Origin of the sequence: Streptomyces sp. A2-16, assembly GCF_018128905.1 — a bacterium.
Lineage (GTDB): Bacteria > Actinomycetota > Actinomycetes > Streptomycetales > Streptomycetaceae > Streptomyces.
The window spans coordinates 6,348,037-6,367,288 of record NZ_CP063808.1; the positions used below are offsets into that span (position 1 = coordinate 6,348,037).

A 19,252-nucleotide genomic window follows, 5' to 3' on the forward strand; every position below is an offset into this window, starting at 1 on the left:
CCGGCGCTTCTCGAATCCTGACCGGTCTCAGCGCACCAGGCCCGCGATGTGCTCCGTGACCGTGTCGAGGATGTCCGCCCAGGCGCCCGCGTCACCGAGGACCAGGTAGTTGAGGGTGAGCCCGTCGGTCATGGCCGCGAGATAGCGGGCCAGCACGGAGACGGGCACCCTCAGCTCCAGATCCATCCCCTTGCGGAGCTGCTCGATCAGCTCGGCGTAGGCCTCGCCGTAGAGTTCGTACTGGCGTCGGGCCAGGTGCTCGAACCCGGGCTCGCGCAGGGCGTACTGGGTGAGTTCGTAGGTGAGCATGTGCGCCTCGGGGTTGGCGCGGACGTGGTCCCAGTACGCCCGGAACCCGGCGGCCACGGTCTCCTCCAGGGTGTCCCTGGGCCGCAGTGCCTCCTGGACGACGCTCACCGAGTGGTCGGTGAGCGTCGTGATCACGGCCTCGATCAGGGCCTGCTTTGAGTCGAAGCAGTAGTGGAAGACGCTGAGGGACACCCCGGCCTCGGCGGCGATGGACCGGGTCGTCGTCCTCGCGACGCCGTCCCGGGCCATCGCCCTGATCGCCGCCTCCGTCAGCTGTCTGCGCCGTTCGGCCGACGGCATGCGTGCCATGCGTATCCCCCGCTGTCGATGAAATCAGCCGCTGTGGACGCCCACCTCGTAGAGCGAGTATCCCCAGTCGGTGCCGCGGTCGAGTCCGTGGACACGAACGTAACGGGCCGGTGTGCCGCTGAACTTGGCGGTGTCCAGGCCCCCGTCACCGGAGGTGGTGGACCAGACGCTCTGCCAGTTCGTCCCGTCCGTCGAGAGCTCGATCCGGTACGACTTCCCGTACGCCCGCTCCCAGTCGAGCGTGACCTTGGAGACCAGGTTGGTGGAGCCCAGGTCGACCTGCCACCACTGGTCGTCGCTCCAGTCGCTCGCCCAGCGGCTGGAGTCGTCGCCGTCCACGGCCCGCCCCGGCTGGTAGCTGGTGAACGGGTTGGACTCCGACGAACTGGCGGTCGCCGTACGCCCCTTGGCCAGATCGACCGACGCCTGGTGCTGCTCGGAGGCGCCCCACGTGTCGAAGTAGGACTCGGCGCCCCGGAAGAGGTCGTCGACCACGCCCTGCCCGCCGACCAGCCGGATGTCCTCGATCCAGTCCGGGATCATGCCGACGTGCGCGGCCCCGTCGGTGTTGAAGTCGAAGGTGCGCTGCCCGGACGTCTGCTTGTCGATGACGGAGCCGCCGTCGACGCTCTTGAAGGGGTACGTCACCTTGTTCGCGGCGTCCGCTCCGCGCGGTGCGGGGTGGTCGCCGATGCCGTTGAAGTCGGTGCCGAAGCCGTAGCCCACGTGGTACTTGTCGCGCAGCGCGTCGGTGCGCTTCGCCTCCGCGGCGAACCCTTCGGAGCCGTGCATGTACTGGGCGACGAACCCGCCGAGGGAGTAGACCCGTTCGGTCCAGTTCAGGTCCATCCAGCTGTGCGAGGACAGCACGCCCGGGTAGTCGGCGGCCTCGAAGATGTCGAGGACCTGCCCGGTGGCCTTGACGCTCATGTGGTCGATCTCGAGCATCATCTTGCGTTTCATCATGCCGCGCACCGCGTACTCGCCGAGATCGGTGAGCCCGCGGACGTTGCACTGCGCGGCCTTGTCGTACGACGGCACGTCGACGCCGGCCGGCAGGTCCTCCTCGGCCTCGGAGGCGGCCGTACCGATGGGGTTGTCGTGCTGCGGGCCCTTGCAGGCCTCGGTCTGCCAGAAGGTTCCGGTGGACAGGAACTGCCCGACGTTGATGGCGGTGCCGAGGCCGCCCTCGTCGAAGCGGACACCGCACAGGGCGTTGTCGAACTTGTGGCACAGGAACATGGAGCGCACGCCCAGGCCGTACAGCTCGTCGAGGCCCTTGTCGATGTCCGCCTTGCTGCACTGGCCGATGTCGAGGATCTGCTTGCAGCCGAACGGCTCGGAGGTCTCGACGCCGAGGACGACCGCCAACTTGCCCTGCTGGACGACCTGCCGGGCCTGCGCGCTGTCGGTGACGATCCGGAACCAGCCCTTGCCGGTGCCGCCGTACATCTTGTCGATGAAGGCCTGGAGGTCGTAAGTGAGCTCGGCCTGCAGACGGATCGAGGTCATCTCGTCACAACTGCGGTCCTTGAAGGGGTAGATGGAGCAGATCATGCCGTTGGTGACGAGGTCGTTGACGAGCACCCGCTGGCCACCGCGCCAGGCACGCTCCACCCAGGCGTAGTAGTTGGCCTGGTGGGTCATCGAGTCGTACGCGGGCCAGTCCTTGAAGGTCGGCCAGCCGGCGGGGTCGTGCTTGCCGTCGCCGCCGTGGGTGATGTAGTCGAAGAGCGCGAGGGTGCCGTCGGGGTAGTGCTCGGGGCAGTCCTTGAGCGCGTCGGCGACTCCGGACTCGGAGAACACCTTGCCGCAGATCAGCCGCCCGCCGAAGGCCTCGTTGGAGAAGAGGTGGTTGTGCGCGTCGACGAACCCCCGCACCTCGCCCGCGGAGTCGGTGCCGGTGAAGGGCGCTCCGGTGACGTTGACCTGGGCGTCGGGGGTGGGCCTTGCGGTCGGTGTCCACCAGTCGGTGGCCGCCGAGCCCGGCGTGGGGCCGAGGATCGCGGCCAGCACCAGGAAGAGCACGGAGACGACAGTGAAGTTCTTGCGTCTGCGGCAGGAGCGTCCAGCCATGGCCCACGTCCCTCGGTCGGCGGAGGCGCCGTCGACCGAGGGCGTTTTGACTGCCCTTGGAATTGTCATGACCGGCGCAATAGATGCGTCGAGGATCGCGACAGAGCACGTTCCGAGTCAAGGGTCCGGGACAGTTGACCTGATACCTCGGGGACGTCAACCGTTCACGCAGGACGCTCCGTTGAGAGTGAAAGCGCCGGGCGCGGTGTTCGTCGTGCCCTTGCTGCCGATGAAGCCGACGGTGACCGAGCCTCCGGCGGGGATCGTGTTGGTGTACGAGACGGGGGCGACCGTCACGGACCCGCCGCTCTGGGCGGCCGTTCCGCCCCACATGGTGGAGACGGTCTGCCCGTCGGCGAAGGAGAAGCCGAGCTTCCAGCCGGTGACGGCGGACGTGCCGGTGTTGCGGATGGCGATCTCGCCCTGGAATCCACCGGGCCAGTCGCCGACCACGCGGTAGCCGACCGAGCAGCTTCCGGCGGGCGTGGCGGTGGTGGTGACGCTCACCGTCGCCGAGCGGGCCGACCGGTTGCCGGCGGCGTCCCGGGCGTACACGGCGAAGGAGTACGCCGTGCTCGCGGTCAGTCCGGTCACGGTCACCGAATTGCCGGTGGCGGCCGCGACCTTGGTCTCGGTGCCGCCGCTGACGCGCACGACGTCGTACCCGGCGACGCCAACGTTGTCAGCGGACGCCGTCCAGGTCAGGTGGGCGGAGGTCGCCGTCACCGCGGAGGCGGCAGGCGTGCCGGGAGCGGTCGGGGCCTGGGTGTCGGTGGAGCCGCCACCGAAGACCGTGGCCTCCTTGGCGGTCTGGGCGATGCCGTTGGCGCCGTTGAAGATGCGCCGGCCCCACGAGGTCATCTGTGCCGGGTCGAAGTTGAGCACGAGGTCGAGGATCGGGTCGGTGTTGCCGCTCCAGGACCAGGCCAGATAGCCGATGTCGAGCTGTTCGGCGGTCGCCATCATGGTGTCCTCGTCGGGGTCGCCCCACTGGTCCGCGGGTCCGCCGAACTCCCCGATCACTATGGGCAGTTTCGCGCCGACGAAGGCGTTCAGATAGTCGGTGATCTCGGCGGCGGTGTCGAAGACGCTGTACATGTGGATCGAGAAGACGAGGTTGCCGGTGGTGTCGGCGGCGTACACGGACCGGGCGTTGGTGCGCATGACCTGCTGCCAGTCCTGGCCCCAGTTGGGCGCGTCGACCATGATCGTGTGCTGGAAGCCGGCGCCCCGGAGCTTCTGGATCGCGGCGATCGTGGGGGCGGTCCAGCCGTCCGGGTTCGTGTTGCCCCAGGGCTCGTTGCCGATGTTGATGATGATGTAGTTCTCCTGGCCGGCGAGCACGTTCTTCAGGCCGATCCAGTAGTCGGCGGCCTGGTCGAGGGTGCCGGCGGCGCTGTCCTCGCCGTAACCGGTGGTGTCGTGCACCTCCAGGACGCAGATGAGCTTGTCGGCCTTGCACTGCGCGATGACGTCGGCCACGTCCGAGGCGCCGTTGGCAGTCCAGCGGTGGCCGTCGGAGAGGACCACCCGGACGGTGTTGGCGCCCTGCGCCTTGATGTCGGCCAGCGACGATCCCAGCCGGCTCGGGTACCAGGTGTGGGCGTGGTTGACGCCCCGCATGACGAAGTCGTTGCCGTTGCCCTCGACCAGGCGGCCGTCGCTGATGTGCAGACCGGTGGCCGCCCGGGTGCCGGGCTCCTGGGCGGCCTGGGCGGTGCCGGGGCAGAGGGCGCCGAGCACCACCAGCCCGACGAGGGCGGCCAGCCCGGCCAGGAAGGTGGTTAAGGGGCTCTTTCTTGTTCTTCTCACTGCGGCTCCAGGAGTGTGTGAGCGGTCGGAGAGAGCATGGGAGCGCTCCCATAGAAGCCACTCCGTCAAGTACACGTCAAGACAGGTGACGGAATTGGACGCTCCCCCTCTACCACCGGGCGGCACCCGCGCTCGCATAGGGTTCCCAGCCTGGACCACCGCATCTGGGAGGCACGTTGACCACGCGACCCCTCGACCCCGACTCCGTCAACGCCGAGGCCTGGCACACCTACGGCGAGCACCACCTGCGGCGGGGAACCGTGCTGCCGGAACTGGAGCGGTTCGACTGGGGCCTGCGCGGCACCGGCCCGGGCGCCGAACTCCTCGGTGAACTCGGCGGGCGGCGAGTCCTGGACCTCGGCTGCGGCACGGCCCGGCACGCGGCACACCTCGTCCGGGCCCACGGCGCCTCGGTGGACGCCGTCGACTCCTCCCCCGCACAGGTCGAACGGGCCCGCGCCCGCTATGCCTCCCTGCCCGGCCTGCGCCTCATCGAGGCCGACGCCGTCGAGCACCTCGACACGGCGGAACCGTACGACGTCGTCTACTCGGTCAACGGGGTGCCGTACATCGATCCCCGTCGGCTGCTGCCCGCCCTGGCGGCCGCGCTCCGTCCCGGCGGCACTCTGTGCTTCACGGTCCTGCACACCAACTCGCGCGGAGACGGCCCCTCGACGGTCGTCCGCTCCCGGCCCGAGATGCTGCGGCTCGCGGGCGGCGGGGAGGTGACCGTGCGGATGTGGGTGCTGAGCCCGGAGCTCTGGACGGACCTGCTCGCCGAGCAGGGGCTGCGCGTCGAGGGGATCGACGTCCTCGACGCACCGGAGGAGGACAACCACGCCTCGTACCGGATCTTCCGGGTGACCCGGCCGGTCCGGGTCTCCTCCCGCCCGCGCGGCAGCCGCGCTCCCCTCCCGCACGCGGCGATCGGCGTCGGCGCCATCCTCCACGGCCCCCAGGGCCTGCTGCTCGGCCGGCACCGGCGTGGCACCTGGGAGCTGCCCGGCGGCACGGTGGAGCCCGGCGAGTCCCTGGAGGAGACCGTCGTGCGCGAACTGCGTGAGGAGACCGGCGTCGAGGCCCGCCCGGGCGACGTCCGGCTGCTGGGCACGCTCCTCGACCACGTCGACGGCGTGGTCCGGATCAGCGTGGCCTCCCGGCTCACCGCCTGGCGCGGCGAGCCCCGCGACCAGCCCGGCGAACGTGTCGGCGACTGGCGCTGGTTCGCCCTCGACCGGCTCCCGGAGAACCTGTTCGTCTGCAGCGCCCAGGGCCTCACCGCCTGGCGCCCGGACCTGCCGATCGACCACACTCCGGCCCACTTCACGCCGTACGCCGGCTAAAAGTTGGCGGGGTGGGCCGGCGGCCGGGGTCGCTCGGCGGGCGTCACACCAGTCGTCCGTTCAGAGCGTCGGCCCCCCGGCGTGAGCCCCGTCGACCTGTCCTGAAGGCCCGCGCCGCGGCACCGCGTCGTGCAACCCCCTCGCAACCTTCCCCGTGTTCCACTCGACGACCATGGACGAGGATTCCGCACGTGCCGTGTACGACGAGGTGCCGCGCGTCGAGCTCACGCCCGCGGCCGCCGAGCTGCTGCGCCGGTTGCGCGAGGCGCACGGGCCGCTGATGTTCCATCAGTCCGGCGGCTGCTGCGACGGCAGTGCGCCGATGTGCTACCCGGCGGGTGAGTTCCGCACCGGCGGCTCGGACGTGCTGCTCGCCGAGCTGGACGTGGCGGGGGTCGGGGAGCCGGTGACGTTCTGGATGTCGAGGAGCCAGTACCGGGTGTGGGCCCACACCCGGCTGATCGTCGACGTGGTCGAGGGCAGGGGCAGCGGATTCTCCCTGGAGGCACCCGAGGGGGTGCGTTTCCTCATCCGTTCGCGTGTGGTCGGCGCCGAGTAGCCTCTCGGGTCCTCGTCTTCTGGTGCACTTTCCCTGGGTTCTGGGACAGTTGACGAGACCTCAGGGAGAGCTGTGACGCACCGTCAAGGACGTTTCGGCGCAGGCAGATCGGTACTGACGTTTCTCGCGGCACTCGGCACGCTGGCCGGTGCGGCCCTGGTGGGGGCGGCACCGGCCGGTGCCGTGCCGGGGTGGACACAGCTCGCGACGGGCGTGCGGTACGAGCAGTTCGACATCTACGCGACCGCGGGAGTGGCGCACGCCCATGTGCTCCGTGTGGACCTCGGCGATCCGCGGGTCCGGGTGGAGCTGCTGTACCCGGGGGCGGTGGCCGCGCGGGCCACGGTGTCCCGGCTGGCCACCGCGCAGGGTGCCCTCGCGGGGGTGAACGGCGACTTCTTCAACATCACGGAGACCCAGCACCCCGGCGTCGAGGCGACCGGCGCGAGCGTGGGCCCGGCGATCGCGCAGGGCCGCGCCCTCAAGGCCGCGGTGCCGGACGGCCAGCGCTTCGGGCCCGCGCTGCCGCCGGGCACGAGCACCGAGGACGTGTTCGGCGTCGGCACCGACCACCGGGCCCGCCTGGACGACCTGGCGCTCGACGGGTCGGTGCGGACGTCCGAGGCGCTCCTGCCGCTCGGCGGGCTGAACCAGTACGCGCTGCCCGTCGGTTCGGTCGGGGCGTTCACCTCGGACTGGGGCGGCGCGTCCCGGGTGCGGGCGACCTGCGGGACGGACACGGACCGGGCGGCCCCGTGCAGCACGGACACCTACGAGGTGACGGTCCGCGACGGGCAGGTCGTCGCCACGGCCGACACCCCGGGCCGCGGACCGATCGCCGACGGCACCACCGTGCTCGTGGGCCGGGAGGCGGGCGCGCAGCAGCTGCGGAAGCTCTCGGTGGGTGCGGCGGTGACCGTGCGGCACCGGCTGGTCGCGGCCTCGGCGGGGATCCCGTACCGCTTCGCGCTCGGCGGCTACCCGGTGCTCGACGACGGCCGCCCGCTGCCCGGCCTGGACGACACGGTGTCGGCCGTGCGCACGGCGGTGGGGATCGCGGACGGCGGACGGCGGCTCTATCTCCTCGCGCTGGACGGCGCGCCCGACTACCGCGGAGGTCTGACGATCGCCGAAGTCGCCGACACCATGCGGACGTTGGGCTCGGTCGACGCCTTCAGCCTGGACGGCGGCGGTTCCACCACCATGGCCGCCCGGATGCCGGGCACCGGCTCCGTCGCCGCTCTCAACCACCCTTCGGGCGGTACCGAGCGGCCCGTCCCGAACGGCATCGGGGTCTTCTCCACGGGCTGAGGTTCAGGGGCGCAGACTGCTGACGATGTCGGCCGTCGCCGTCAGGCCGCCGTGAATGGTGGGCGCGAGGCTGGTGCCGGCGAGGAAGAAGCCGAACAGCGCGCACACCAGCGCGTGGGAGACCTTGAGTCCGCCGCTGCGCAGGAAGACCACCGCCAGGATCAGCAGCAGCACCAGTACCGAGATGGAAATCGCCATGGACAGCCTCCTCCGCCACGCCGCCAAGTCCGTTTCGCGGCGTTCGGCCGCAAGTGTGGCGTAGCGGAGGGTTCGTTCGGGCGGCTGAAGTGTCCTCCGAACGAGTGGTGTCCAGGTCCGCTCGACGGCGTCTACCGGTGGGCGTCCAGGAAGGACTCCAGGCCCGCCAGGTCGTCGGTGTTGAAGTAGTCCACGTCGGCTGCGAGAAGCTCGGTCCACAGTGCGTCCCGGGCCGGGCCCGGCAGGTCCGGGGTGGCCCAGAAGCGCACCTGCTGCCCGCGCGCGTGGGCCTGCCGGACGATGCTCCGCAGCTTCTGCCGCTCGGCCTCGGGGAAGACGCCCTCGCCGAGCCAGGTGAAGGTGAGCGTCCAGTTGTCGCTGATCAGCGGGACGAAGGAGGCGGGCGCCGGACTGCCGAGGTCGGCGAGCCGGCCGTCGTAGAAGGCCCGGCGTACGGTCTGGGCCTCCATCGGGACGCGTGCGGCGCGGTCGCCGGAGATCACTGCGGTGACCGGTCCGGGGACGACCTTGCCGTGGAGGTAGGTGGTGAACAGGTGCCGGTGGCGCCGCAGATGACGGTCGAGTTCCAGGTAGGTCGAGGAGCCCTCGGTCTTGATGTCGATGAGCAGCTGGAGCGGTCGGCGGTGACCCCGGTACACGGACCCGTGGTTGGCCTTGACGATCCTGGCCAGCGGGTCGAGGTAGAGGGACTCCAGGGTGCGCGTCGGGTCGAGGTCGTCCACGGTGTGGCCGACGAGGAGCTGGTCGCCGACGAGGAAGACGTCGGCCTCGACGCTGCCGAAGCGGTGGTCGAGGGCGTCGAGGAGGGGGCGCGGATGCTCGTAGTCGTTGTGGGCGTGGGCGCGCCACAGCGGACGCGGGCGGTGCTTGTGCCCGTCGGCCCACGCGCTGCCGGCGGGCGGGGCGAGCACCGCGGCGGCCGCGACGCCGAAGGTGGTGAGGGCTCTGCGACGGGTGATGCGGGCCATGTTCTGCCTCCCTGCGGGACGGGTCGGAACCACAGGGAGTATGGGGCCGTCTGCGCCCCAATGAACCTGTACGCGACAGGAGTTGGCCGGACTGCCGCTGCCCGTTCACTCCTCCCGCGCAGCCGCACGGAAAAGCCCGCCCCAGGTGGGACGGGCTTCACCGAATGAACCGCGGGGAACTCAAGGGGCCTGGAGGTCGACCAGTTCGGCCAACCGGGCGCGATGCGCGCCCGCCGTGCCGTACGCGATCGAGTCAGACTTGGCGCGCTTCAGGTACAGGTGCACAGGGTGCTCCCACGTCATGCCGATGCCGGCGTGCAGCTGGAGCGCCTCCTCGGCGGCGTGCACGGCGACGGACGCCGCGTACGCCTGCGCCACGGCGACCGCCACGTCGGCGTCCGCGCCGGTCGCGAGCGCGTCGGCGGCATTGCGGGCGGCGGCACGGAGGTTGACGACCTCCAGCCACAGCTGCGCCAGCCGGTGCTTGAGGGCCTGGAAGCCGCCGACGGGCCGGTTGAACTGCTTGCGCTCCTTGAGGTAGCGCACGGTTTCCGTCAACGTCCATTCGGCCAGGCCGAACTGCTCGGAGGCGAGCAGCCCGGCCCCGGCCCGCAGCGCCCGGTGCACGGCGGCCTCGGCGTCACCGAGGAGGCGGCCCCGCGCCCCGTCGAGGGTGACGGTCGCGAGCGGCCGGGTCAGATCGAAGGAGACCTGCGGGGTGACGGTCGCATCCGTCGCGTCCACCGCGTACAGGCCGCCGTCGTCCGCGGGCACGAGCAGCACATCGGCCGCCCGGGCGTCCGCGATCGCCGTCAACTCCCCGTGCAGGGCCCCGTCCTCGTGGCGTACGACCTTGTAGGCGCCGCCCGGAGCGACGTTCAGGGCGACCGCGAGGGCGCCGATCCTGCGTCCGGACGCGAGCTCGGCGAGGAGCTCGTCGGCGTCGCAGGCGAGGAGCGCCTCGGTGGCGACGACCGCACTGGTGAGGTAGGGCACGGGAGCGACCGCGCGGCCCAACTCCTCCAGGACGACGGCGACTTCGCGATGCGAGGCACCCTGGCCGCCCCGGTCCTCGGGGACCAGGAGGCCCGCGAGGCCCATGCCGTCCGCGAGGGCCTTCCAGGCCGCGAGGTCGTGCGGGGTGTCCGACTCGGTGCGGGCGATCACGCCCGGCGCGTCGCAGTGGTCGGCGAGCAGGTCCCGTACGGCGGCCCGGAGCGCCTCTTCCTCCTCCGAGTACAGCAGGTCGGGCTGTGCGCTCATCGGGCCAGGTCCTTCCATGCGACGTCCTTGTCGGTGCGCGGTTCGGCCGGCAGGCCCAGGACGCGCTCGGCGACGATGTTCAGCAGGACCTCGCTGGTCCCGCCCTCGATGCTGTTGCCCTTGGAGCGCAGATAGCGGTAGCCGGCCTCCCGGCCGGTGAAGTCGACGAGCTCCGGGCGGCGCATGGTCCAGTCGTCGTACAACAGGCCCTCCTCTCCGAGAAGTTCGACTTCCAGACCGCTGATCTCCTGGTTGAGGCGGGCGAAGGCGAGCTTCATGCCGGCGCCCTCGGGTCCGGGCTGTCCGGCGACGAGCTGCTGCCGCAGGCGCTCGGCGGTCAGGCGGGCGACCTCGGAGTCGACCCAGAGCTTCAGCAGGCGCTGGTGCAGGTCCTGGGTGCGCAGTTCGGGGCGGTCGCGCCAGGTCTTCGAGACCGGGCCGATCATGCCGCCCTCGCGGGGCAGCCGCATGCCACCGATGGCGACGCGTTCGTTGTTCAGGGTGGTCTGCGCGACCCGCCAGCCGTCGCCGGTCTCGCCGAGCCGGCGGGAGTCGGGGATGCGGACGTCGGTGAGGAAGACCTCGTTGAACTCGGCCTCGCCGGTGATCTGGCGCAGCGGGCGGACGTCGACGCCGGGGTCGGTCATGTCGCAGATGAAGTAGGTGATGCCCGCGTGCTTGGGCACGTCCGGGTCGGTGCGGGCGATGAGGATGGCCCAGCGGGAGTTGTGGGCGCCGGACGTCCACACCTTCTGCCCGTTGACCACCCAGTCTCCCCCACTCTCGGCTTCGCTCAAGCGGGAGGGGCCCCCATCCTCGCGGACGGCCCGGGTGCCGAGCGCGGCGAGGTCGGAGCCGGCGCCGGGCTCGCTGAACAGCTGGCACCAGATCTCCTCCCCCACCCACAGGGGCCGCAGATAGCGCTGCTTCTGCTCCTCGGTGCCGTACTTGAGGATCGTCGGCGCGGCCATGCCGAGGCCGATGCCGTTGCGCCGCGGGTCGTTGTCGGGAGCGCCCGCCGCTTCCAGCTCGGCGTCCACGACGACCTGGAGGGAGCGGGGCGCGCCGAGACCGCCGAGGCCCTCGGGGTAGTGCACCCAGGCGAGTCCCGCGTCGAAGCGGGCCTTCAGGAAGTCCAGCCGGTCCGTGGTCGCGGGCGGGTGCGCGGCCAGCAACTCGGCCGTACGGCGCTGGAGTTCGGCTGCGTCGGTCATACGGCGGCTCCCTTGCCGAGGGAGGGGACGACGGCGATCCGGCCGGTGGTCACCCCGTCGCCGAGGCGCTGCACGGCGTCCGCGGCCCCGGCCAGCGGCACCCGCTCGCTGATCAGCGGCTTGATCGCGCCCCGGGCGGCCAGTTCGGTGAGTTGCTCGTGGCAGTGCTGGACCAGCTTGGGGTTCTTGGTGTTGTACAGGCCCCAGTGCAGGCCCAGGATGGCGTAGTTCTTCACCAGGGCGTGGTTGAGGCCGGGGCTCGGAATGGTCCCGCCGGCGAAGCCGACGACCACGATCCGCCCCTCGAAGGCGACGACCTTGGTCGACTGCGTGTAGGCCTCGCCGCCCACGGGGTCGTAGATCACATCCGCGCCCCGGCCCCCGGTGGCCTCCTTCACGGCGGCGACGACGTCCTCGCTCCGCCGGTCGATCACCGTGTCACAGCCCAGCTCCCGGGCCACGGCGGCCTTCTCGGCGCCGCCGACGACACCGATGACGGTGGCCCCGGCCGCCTTGCCGAGCTGCACGGCCGCGCTGCCGACCCCTCCTGCGGCAGCGTGGACGAGCAGTGTCTCCCCGGCCTCCAGGCGGGCCCGCCGGTGCAGACCGAACCAGCCCGTCTGGTAGCCGATGTGCAGCGCGGCGGCCTCGGCGTCGTCCAGCGAGTCCGGCGCGGCCAGCAGAGCGGCGGCGTCCGCGACGGCGTACTCGGCGAAACCGCCGTACGGCAGCGCGGGGTTGGCGATCACGCGCCGCCCGTCCTCGGTCTCCCCGCAGATCTCCACGCCCGGCGTGAAGGGCAGCGGCGGGCGGACCTGGTAGTGGCCGCGGCACATCAGCACGTCCGGGAAGTTGATGTTCGCGGCGCGCACCTTCAGCAGGACCTGGCCGTCGCCGGGTTGGGGCTGCGCCACGTCCTCGAGGCGCATCACCTCGCTCGGCTCGCCGTTCTCGTGCACTTGCCAAGCCTGCATGGGGGGCCTCCACGGGACTGCGTCGTCATGCCGGGGTCTGACCGGAGTCCTCCGCATACTAAGCGGTCGCTTGCCGATCAGGGAACAGCCCGCGGGGAAAGTGTCGGCATGCACACCGAGGGGGCCGTGCAGCGGTTGCACGACCGGGCGAGGCTGAACAGGGTGACAGGGACGAACCGGGCACCCGTCCCCCACGGGACGGGCCCGGCGATCCCCGGAAAGGACCCGCGCACATGACGGTCATCAACAGCCCGCTGCCGGACAAGGAACGCGAGATCGTGGGGAGCGCCCTCCAGGCGACCCTGGTCGATCTGCTCGACCTCTCCCTGGTCGCCAAGCAGGCGCACTGGAACCTGTACGGGCCGCGCTTCCGCTCCATCCACCTCCAGCTCGACGAAGTGGTCACCACGGCCCGCGAGTACGCCGACACGGTGGCCGAGCGTGCCGCGGCGCTGGGGATCAGCCCGGACGGGCGGGCCTCGACCGTCGCGGCGACGAGTGGGGTGCCGGACTTCTCACCCGGTTGGACGAAGGACGTGGACGCCGTCGGCGCCCTGGTGCGGGCCTTCTCCGCCGTCGTGGGGCGGGTGCGGGAACGCATCGAACAGACCGGGCCGGCCGACGCCGTGACCCAGGATCTGCTGATCGGCCTCACCGCCGACCTGGAGAAGCAGAGCTGGATGTTCCAGGCCGAGCACGGGGGCTGAGACGCCCGCCTTCCTCACAGCCCGAGGTCGAGCGCCAGGCACGAGTAGTACTTCCAGTTGCCCTCGGGGTCGTACGAGGCGTTCGCCCCGCCGCCGGGGACGGTCTCCACCTCTTCGGTCATGTCCTCGAATCGGATGCGCTCGGGGAGCCTGCCGTAGCGCGCGTGCCGTGTCGCCGTGGCGGTGTCGGTGGTGACGTTCTCGCTCATGGCCGTTCTCCACTTCGTCGACCTGTCCTGCCCGATGCCCTGGACGAGCACAAGAGTGCCCGTACGACGCGTCACCTGTCAAGGTGGTGACGCGGCGCCTTGTCCCGGTCAGACGGTGATGGTCTGGTACTCGGTGTAGGTGCCGAGCCCGACGGCCCCGTACTCGCGGCCGATGCCGCTGGCCTTGAAGCCGCCGAACGGCCCGTCGAAGGCGACGGAGGCGCCGTTGACCGTGACGGTGCCGGTGCGGATGCGGCGGGCGACCGCCAGGGCGTGTTCCTCGTCGGCGGACCAGACACCGCCGGAGAGGCCGTACTCCGAGTCGTTGGCGATGCGCACGGCATCGTCCTCGTCGTCGTAGGCGATGACGACCAGGACCGGGCCGAAGATCTCCTCCTGCGCGATGCGCATGGAGTTGTCGACGTCGGCGAAGACGGTGGGCGTGACGTAGTTGCCCTTCTCCAGCCCGTCGGGGATCTGCGGGCCGCCGGTGACCAGGCGGGCCCCCTCCTCGATGCCCAGCCGGATGTAGTCGCGCACCCGCTCCTGCTGGTCGGGGCGGATCATCGGGCCGATGAAGGTGTCGGGGTCCCCCGGGTCACCCACCTTCAGCGACTCCACCAGGTCCTTGAGCGCGGCCACGATCTCCTCGTACCGGCCGCGCGGGGCCAGGATGCGGGTCTGGGCGATGCAGGACTCGCCGTTGTTGAGCAGGGAGCCGAACCTCAGGCCCGCGACGGCCCGGTCGATGTCGGCGTCGGGCAGGATGATCGCGGCGGACTTGCCGCCCAGCTCCAGACTCACCCGCTTGAGCTGCTCGCCCGCGAGCGAGGCGATGCGGCGGCCGGCCCGGGTGGAGCCCGTGAAGGCGATCTTGTCGACGTCCCGGTGCGAGACGAGGTACTCGCTGGTCTCGCGGTCGGCGGGCAGGACACTGACCACGCCCTCGGGCAGGCCCACCCGCTCCAGCAGCTCGGCCAGGAAGCCCATGCTCAGGGAGTTCTCCGGGGAGACCTTCAGGACCACGGAGTTGCCGGCGAGCAGGGCGGGGATGATCTTCGAAGTGGCCGAGGAGAAGGGCGAGTTCCAGGGGATGACGGCGGCCACGACGCCGATCGCCTCGCGGCGCACCACGCTGCGCACCGGGGACGCCGGGTCGGAGGGGGTGAGCGTCTCCTCCCAGCCGAACTCCTCCGCCGCCTTCAGGTAGGCATTGGCCTGCCGGGTCAGGCCGGGCTGGCCGGCGCGGGTGAACCAGCCCGCGGAACCGTTCTCCAGGGAGATCAGCCGGGCGATCCTGTCCGCGTTCTCCTCCCGGAGCGCGTTGAACCGCCGCAGGACCGCGATCCGCTCGGCGGGCGGGGTCAGCCGCCACACCCCGGCGTCGAAGGAGACACGTGCCGCGGCCACCGCCCGGTCCACGTCGGCAGGGCGTGCCTGCACGGCACGGCCGATCACCGACCGGTCGTGGGGCGAGGGGATGTCGAGCGGTGCGGGGTCGCTCGGCTCGACCCAGGTGCCGCCGATGAAGAGCCGTTCGTAGTCGATCACGTGATCCCTCTCCCTCGAGGAAGTGCGGGCGCATCGGTGCCCACCATTGAAGTGTCACTTCAATGTAGCACTTACCTCGATTAGCTCCACACTTTCGAGCATGCCAATGTCACCGGCCTGACCGGTGACGTAAGGGGCATGGGGAATCACGCCAAGAGGCGAGGGGTCTGCGCGTGGGCCTCGCTCAGCGCTCCGGCCGTCGGTGCGGATGGGCCGGGTACACACCCAGGACACGCACCTCGGTGGAGAAGAACCGCAGTTCGTTCAGGGCCAGGGCGACATGCTGTTCGTCGGGGTGGCCCTCGATCTCGACGTAGAAGCGGCTGGCGTTCAGCCCCGCGCCGATCTGGTAGCTCTCGATCTTGGTGAGGTTCACCCCGCTGGTGGCGAAGCCGCCGAGGGCCTTGAAGAGGGCGCTGGGGATGTTGCGCACCGAGAAGAACAGGCTCGTCATCGTCGGTGTCCCGGTGTCCGGGGCCACGGCGGCCTCCCGGGACAGGACGACGAACCGCGTGGTGTTGTCGGGGTCGTCCTCGACCCCGGGGCGCAGTACGTCGAGGCCGTAGAGCGCGGCCGCGGCGGGCGGGGCGAGCGCCGCGTGCCGGGGATCGGCCAGCTCGGCCACCTCGCGCGCCGCTCCGGCCGTGTCGTCGGTGACGAGGGTGCGCCAGCCGCCCTCCCGCAGGACCTTGCGGCACTGCCCGAGTGCGTGCACATGGCTGCGTACGCACTCCACCTGTTCCGGCGTCGCCCCGGGCACGCCCATCAGGTCGAAGCGGATGGCGAGGAAGTGCTCGGCGACGATGAACAGCCCCGACTCGGGCAGCAGATGGTGGACGTCCGCCACCCGTCCGGCGGCGGAGTTGTCCACGGGGATCACGGCGACGTCGGCCGTGCCGAGCGTCACCGCGTCCAGGGCCTGCTCGAAACTCGTGCAGGGCTGCTCGGCGCAGCCCGGGTACAGGGTGTGCACGGCGGTCGCCGAGTTGGATCCTGGTTCACCTTGGTACGCGACGGTCGTCACTGGGGCGGTTCCCTGTCGTCGAGCGGGCAAGCTCCGTAACGTACCAGGGAGGCCGCGCCCTCAGATCCAGGTGTCCAGCCACATCCTGGAGTGCCAGTCGGCGTACGGGATCGTCTCGCCCGTGTACAGCGGGAAGAAGTAGATGAAGTTCCAGGCGATGAGCAGGACGAGGGCGCCGGCCGCGACCGCGCCTCGGGTGCGCCGCCGGCGATCCGCTCCCGGTGGACCGAGTACCGCGCCCAGCATCATCGTCACGGCCAGGCACAGGTACGGCACGAAGACGACCGCGTAGAAGGAGAAGATCGTGCGGTCCTGGTACAGGAACCAGGGCAGGTAGCCGGCGCCCACCGCGCACAGGACGGCACCGGCCCGCCAGTCGCGGCGCAGCGCCCAGCGGAAGAGCAGGTAGAGCAGGGCGGCGCAGGCCGACCACCACAGCAGCGGGGTACCGAGGGCGAGGACCGTCTGGGAGCAGTCGACGGCCGTGCGGCAGCCGTCCTGCCCCGGTTTCGGCGACTCGTAGTGGAACAGCACGGGGCGGCCCTGGACCAGCCAGCTCCAGGGGTTGGACTGGTACTTGTGCGGGGAGTGCAGCCCGACGTTGAACTCGTACACCCCGTGCTCGTAGTGCCACAGGCTGCGCAGCGGGGCGGGGATCCACGACCAGGTGCCGCCGCGGCCGTCGGCCCAGTGCCGGTCGTAGCCGTCGTCGGAGCGGAACCAGCCGGTCCAGGTGATCAGATAGGTCGTCAGCGCGACTGGTACGAGGGACAGGACCGACGGGCCGACGTCCTTGCGCAGCGCCGCCCGGTAGGGGTCACCGGCCCCGGCCACGCGGCGGGAGCCGACGTCCCACAGCACGGTCATCAGCACGAAGAAGACCAGCACGTACAGGCCGTTCCACTTGGTGGAGGCGGCCAGTCCCAGCAGCACGCCGGCCGCGAGCCGCCAGGGACGCAGTCCTGTTCCCACGTGGTCACCGGTGTGCTCGTCCGGGCGCGCGCGGCCGTCCTCGCCGACCGGGAGGGCGGCCGCGAGCCGGGCCCGTGCGCGGTCCCGGTCGACCAGCAGGCAGCCGAACGCCGCCAGGACGAAGAACATGACGACGAGGTCCAGCAGGGCGGTACGGCTCATCACCACGTGCAGACCGTCCACCGCGAGCAGCGCGCCGGCCAGGCAGCCCAGCGCCGTCGAACGGAACAGCCGGCGTCCGATGCGGCACAGCACGAGCACCGACAGGGTGCCGAGGGCCGCCGTCATGAAGCGCCAGCCGAACGGGGTGAGGCCGAACATCCACTCGCCGAGGGCGATCACCCACTTGCCCATCGGTGGGTGGGCGACGAACGCCCCCGTGTCGGAGAGCGAGACGACCTGGGGGTGGGCGAGGATCTGCGGGTCGGCGATCTTGCGGTCCGGCCAGCTGCCCTCGTAGCCGAGCCGCAGCAGGGACCAGGCGTCCTTGGCGTAGTAGGTCTCGTCGAAGACCACGGCCCGGGGCCGGCCGAGGTGCCAGAAGCGGATCGCCCCGGCCAGGACGGCGACGAGCACCGGCCCCAGCCAGTCCCACACCGACCGCTTGGGCCAGGGCGGAACAAGACGCTCGCGGAGGTCGGTCCCCGGACGGACCACATATCCGAATCGGCGCAGCCGCTCCTGCCAGTCCCGGGGCGCTGTCGTCGCGGTCTCGGCGACGACGGGGGGACAGGTCGTCTCACTGCTCGTCACCGGGCGACCTGCCGTGCCTCGACCTGCACCCGGGGCGGTATTTCGTCCATCCGGTGAACCTACCTGTCGGCGACGGACTTCCTCACGCCTTCCGGGGACGCGCTCGTACGTGCATCCGCTCCCCCTGCGGTCCGAAGAGACTGAGGAACTCCGCAGGCCCCTCCCCTGTCGAACCGAACCAGTGCGGCACCCGGGTGTCGAACTCCGCCGCCTCGCCCGCCGTCATCACCACGTCATGGTCCCCGAGCACCACCCGCAGCCGCCCCGCCAGCACGTACAGCCACTCGTAGCCCTCGTGGGTGCGCAGCTCCGGCTCCTCCTCGCGGCGCGGCACCAGCACCTTGAAGGCCTGGAGGCCGCCGGGCTGGCGGGTGAGCGGCCAGAAGGTGCGCCCATGCCGTTCGAGCGGCGCGGACCGCACCCGGGGGTCGCCGACCGGCGGGGCGCCGACGAGTTCGTCCAGCGCCACCTGATGGGCCTGGGCGATCGGCAGCAGCAGCTCCAGGCTCGGCTTGCGCAGGCCGGACTCCAGTCGCGAGAGCGTGCTCACGGAGATGCCGGTGGTCTCGGAGAGGGCCGCGAGGGTCACCTCCCGGTCCTTGCGCAGCCGCCTGAGCCTGGGTCCCACTTCGGCGAGAACTTCGTCGGTACTCATACCCGTATTGCAGAATCGGCAAAGTTGTTTGTCAATCCCGCGGCCGCGGAGCGACCGTGTCGGCATGACAGAGACATACGGCGAGACATACGAAGTGATCGTTGTCGGGGGCGGCGCGGCCGGCCTGTCGGCGGCTCTTGTCCTGGGCAGGGCCCGGCGCCGCACGCTGGTCGTCGACGCGGGCGAACCACGCAACGCGCCCGCCGCGCACATGCAGGGCTTCCTCACCCGGGACGGCATGCCGCCCGCCGAGTTCCTGGCGCTCGGCCGCGAGGAGATCAAGGGGTACGGCGTCGAACTGGTCCGGGACCGGGTGGTGGAGGTCGCGCCGGGCTTCGCCGTGACCCTGGCGGGCGGACGCATGGTCCGCTCCCGTCGCCTGATCGTCGCGACCGGCCTGAAGGACGAGCTCCCCGACGTGCCCGGGGTCGCCGAGCGCTTCGGCAAGGACGTCCTGCACTGCCCGTACTGCCACGGCTGGGAGGTCCGTGACCAGGCGTTCGGCGTGCTCGCCACGAGCCCGCTCAGCGTGCACCAGGCGCTGATGGTCTCCCAGTGGTCGAAGGACGTGACGTTCTTCCCGCACACGGTCGACGAGTCCGCGTTCTCGGACGACGACCTGCGCAGGCTGGCCGCGGCCGGCGTCCGGGTGGTGCCCGGCGAGGTCGCCGGGCTGGTGGTGACCGACGACCGGCTCACGGCCGTACGCCTCGCCGACGGCACGACACACGCGCGCGAGGTCGTCTTCACCGCGCCGCGGGCCGTCCCGCGGGGCGAACTGCTGGAGCAGCTCGGTGCCGACTTCCAGGAGACCCCCTTCGGGACCTACCCGGTGGTCGACGGGAACTGGCAGACGACCGTGCCGGGGGTGTACGCGGTGGGCAACGCGGCCGGCTTCGGCGAGCAGGTGATCAACGCGGCGAGCGCCGGGTACCGGGCGGCGGCCACGGTCAACGGGGAGCTGCTGATGAGCGACCTGGACGCGGCCGTCGGGGTGTAGACCGGGTCCCTCCGGTGCACCCTG

The 19,252-nt window shown here is 71.2% G+C and carries 18 protein-coding genes; 5 read left to right on the forward strand and 13 right to left on the reverse strand.

Going from position 1 to position 19,252, the window contains the following annotated elements; all coding sequences use genetic code 11:
* Positions 1-27: 27 nt before the first annotated feature.
* The 3 genes from IOD14_RS28420 to IOD14_RS28430 all read right to left on the reverse strand — a co-directional run bounded on the left by IOD14_RS28420 (position 28) and on the right by IOD14_RS28430 (position 4,506).
* On the reverse strand, positions 28-618 hold the full coding sequence (locus IOD14_RS28420; RefSeq protein WP_123987656.1) for a TetR family transcriptional regulator: 591 nt from the start codon (positions 616-618) through the stop codon (positions 28-30).
* Positions 619-642: 24 nt separating this feature from the next.
* The gene (locus IOD14_RS28425) at positions 643-2,694 is read right to left on the reverse strand and encodes a discoidin domain-containing protein (protein ID WP_212671906.1); all 2,052 of its coding nucleotides are present in this window, start codon (positions 2,692-2,694) and stop codon (positions 643-645) included.
* Positions 2,695-2,850: 156 nt separating this feature from the next.
* Positions 2,851-4,506 carry a cellulase family glycosylhydrolase gene (locus IOD14_RS28430; RefSeq protein WP_212671907.1) on the reverse strand — a complete coding sequence of 552 codons (1,656 nt, stop codon included), beginning with the start codon at positions 4,504-4,506 and terminating at the stop codon, positions 2,851-2,853.
* A gap of 176 nt (positions 4,507-4,682) precedes the next feature.
* Between IOD14_RS28430 and IOD14_RS28435 the strand changes: the two genes are divergently transcribed.
* From IOD14_RS28435 to IOD14_RS28445, 3 genes are all read left to right on the forward strand, one after another.
* Positions 4,683-5,849: a bifunctional class I SAM-dependent methyltransferase/NUDIX hydrolase gene (locus IOD14_RS28435; RefSeq protein WP_212671908.1), complete on the forward strand. Its 1,167-nt coding sequence runs from the start codon at positions 4,683-4,685 to the stop codon at positions 5,847-5,849.
* Between the two features lie 172 nt (positions 5,850-6,021).
* Complete coding sequence (locus IOD14_RS28440; protein ID WP_123987660.1) at positions 6,022-6,408, forward strand: DUF779 domain-containing protein; 387 nt, start codon at positions 6,022-6,024, stop codon at positions 6,406-6,408.
* A gap of 72 nt (positions 6,409-6,480) precedes the next feature.
* The gene (locus IOD14_RS28445; protein ID WP_212671909.1) at positions 6,481-7,719 is read left to right on the forward strand and encodes a phosphodiester glycosidase family protein; all 1,239 of its coding nucleotides are present in this window, start codon (positions 6,481-6,483) and stop codon (positions 7,717-7,719) included.
* Between the two features lie 3 nt (positions 7,720-7,722).
* On the opposite strand, the gene IOD14_RS28450 is transcribed toward IOD14_RS28445, so the two are convergent.
* The 5 genes from IOD14_RS28450 to IOD14_RS28470 form a co-directional block, all read right to left on the reverse strand.
* Positions 7,723-7,917: a hypothetical protein gene (locus tag IOD14_RS28450; protein ID WP_212671910.1), complete on the reverse strand. Its 195-nt coding sequence runs from the start codon at positions 7,915-7,917 to the stop codon at positions 7,723-7,725.
* 131 nt (positions 7,918-8,048) lie between these two features.
* Positions 8,049-8,906 (reverse strand): phosphatidylinositol-specific phospholipase C/glycerophosphodiester phosphodiesterase family protein, encoded by an 858-nt coding sequence (locus IOD14_RS28455; protein ID WP_123987663.1) that lies wholly within the window; start codon positions 8,904-8,906, stop codon positions 8,049-8,051.
* A 180-nt stretch (positions 8,907-9,086) separates the two neighbouring features.
* Entirely contained in the window at positions 9,087-10,169 is a 1,083-nt protein-coding gene (locus tag IOD14_RS28460) for an acyl-CoA dehydrogenase family protein (protein WP_123987664.1), read from the reverse strand.
* Complete coding sequence (locus IOD14_RS28465) at positions 10,166-11,383, reverse strand: acyl-CoA dehydrogenase family protein (protein ID WP_123987665.1); 1,218 nt, start codon at positions 11,381-11,383, stop codon at positions 10,166-10,168. Before IOD14_RS28465 ends, IOD14_RS28460 begins: the two co-directional genes overlap by 4 nt.
* Positions 11,380-12,357, reverse strand: a complete 978-nt coding sequence (locus IOD14_RS28470; protein WP_123987666.1) for an NADPH:quinone oxidoreductase family protein — start codon at positions 12,355-12,357, stop codon at positions 11,380-11,382. The genes IOD14_RS28465 and IOD14_RS28470 overlap by 4 nt, the downstream gene beginning before the upstream one ends.
* A gap of 233 nt (positions 12,358-12,590) precedes the next feature.
* On the opposite strand from IOD14_RS28470, the gene IOD14_RS28475 reads away from it, so the two are divergent.
* Positions 12,591-13,064: a DNA starvation/stationary phase protection protein gene (locus IOD14_RS28475; protein WP_123987667.1), complete on the forward strand. Its 474-nt coding sequence runs from the start codon at positions 12,591-12,593 to the stop codon at positions 13,062-13,064.
* 14 nt (positions 13,065-13,078) lie between these two features.
* Here the strand turns inward: IOD14_RS28475 and IOD14_RS28480 are convergent, their stop codons facing one another.
* From IOD14_RS28480 to IOD14_RS28500, 5 genes are all read right to left on the reverse strand, one after another.
* Entirely contained in the window at positions 13,079-13,273 is a 195-nt protein-coding gene (locus tag IOD14_RS28480; protein ID WP_123987668.1) for a hypothetical protein, read from the reverse strand.
* 108 nt (positions 13,274-13,381) lie between these two features.
* Positions 13,382-14,824, reverse strand: a complete 1,443-nt coding sequence (locus tag IOD14_RS28485; protein WP_123987669.1) for an aldehyde dehydrogenase — start codon at positions 14,822-14,824, stop codon at positions 13,382-13,384.
* 184 nt (positions 14,825-15,008) lie between these two features.
* On the reverse strand, positions 15,009-15,848 hold the full coding sequence (locus tag IOD14_RS28490; RefSeq protein ID WP_212671911.1) for a prephenate dehydratase: 840 nt from the start codon (positions 15,846-15,848) through the stop codon (positions 15,009-15,011).
* 60 nt (positions 15,849-15,908) lie between these two features.
* Entirely contained in the window at positions 15,909-17,573 is a 1,665-nt protein-coding gene (locus IOD14_RS28495; RefSeq protein ID WP_249126096.1) for a phospholipid carrier-dependent glycosyltransferase, read from the reverse strand.
* Between the two features lie 82 nt (positions 17,574-17,655).
* Positions 17,656-18,228 (reverse strand): XRE family transcriptional regulator, encoded by a 573-nt coding sequence (locus IOD14_RS28500; RefSeq protein WP_212671912.1) that lies wholly within the window; start codon positions 18,226-18,228, stop codon positions 17,656-17,658.
* 64 nt (positions 18,229-18,292) lie between these two features.
* On the opposite strand from IOD14_RS28500, the gene IOD14_RS28505 reads away from it, so the two are divergent.
* Positions 18,293-19,228, forward strand: a complete 936-nt coding sequence (locus tag IOD14_RS28505; protein WP_123987673.1) for an NAD(P)/FAD-dependent oxidoreductase — start codon at positions 18,293-18,295, stop codon at positions 19,226-19,228.
* Positions 19,229-19,252 lie beyond the last annotated feature (24 nt).

Coding starts and splice junctions, on each gene's coding strand:
- IOD14_RS28505 (WP_123987673.1), top strand. CDS start 18,293: ATGACAGAGACATACGGCGAGACATACGAAGTGATCGTTGTCGGGGGC.
- IOD14_RS28440 (WP_123987660.1), top strand. CDS start 6,022: ATGGACGAGGATTCCGCACGTGCCGTGTACGACGAGGTGCCGCGCGTC.
- IOD14_RS28420 (WP_123987656.1), bottom strand. CDS start 618: ATGGCACGCATGCCGTCGGCCGAACGGCGCAGACAGCTGACGGAGGCG.
- IOD14_RS28465 (WP_123987665.1), bottom strand. CDS start 11,383: ATGACCGACGCAGCCGAACTCCAGCGCCGTACGGCCGAGTTGCTGGCC.
- IOD14_RS28480 (WP_123987668.1), bottom strand. CDS start 13,273: ATGAGCGAGAACGTCACCACCGACACCGCCACGGCGACACGGCACGCG.
- IOD14_RS28470 (WP_123987666.1), bottom strand. CDS start 12,357: ATGCAGGCTTGGCAAGTGCACGAGAACGGCGAGCCGAGCGAGGTGATG.
- IOD14_RS28475 (WP_123987667.1), top strand. CDS start 12,591: ATGACGGTCATCAACAGCCCGCTGCCGGACAAGGAACGCGAGATCGTG.
- IOD14_RS28455 (WP_123987663.1), bottom strand. CDS start 8,906: ATGGCCCGCATCACCCGTCGCAGAGCCCTCACCACCTTCGGCGTCGCG.
- IOD14_RS28425 (WP_212671906.1), bottom strand. CDS start 2,694: ATGGCTGGACGCTCCTGCCGCAGACGCAAGAACTTCACTGTCGTCTCC.
- IOD14_RS28460 (WP_123987664.1), bottom strand. CDS start 10,169: ATGAGCGCACAGCCCGACCTGCTGTACTCGGAGGAGGAAGAGGCGCTC.
- IOD14_RS28500 (WP_212671912.1), bottom strand. CDS start 18,228: ATGAGTACCGACGAAGTTCTCGCCGAAGTGGGACCCAGGCTCAGGCGG.
- IOD14_RS28450 (WP_212671910.1), bottom strand. CDS start 7,917: ATGGCGATTTCCATCTCGGTACTGGTGCTGCTGCTGATCCTGGCGGTG.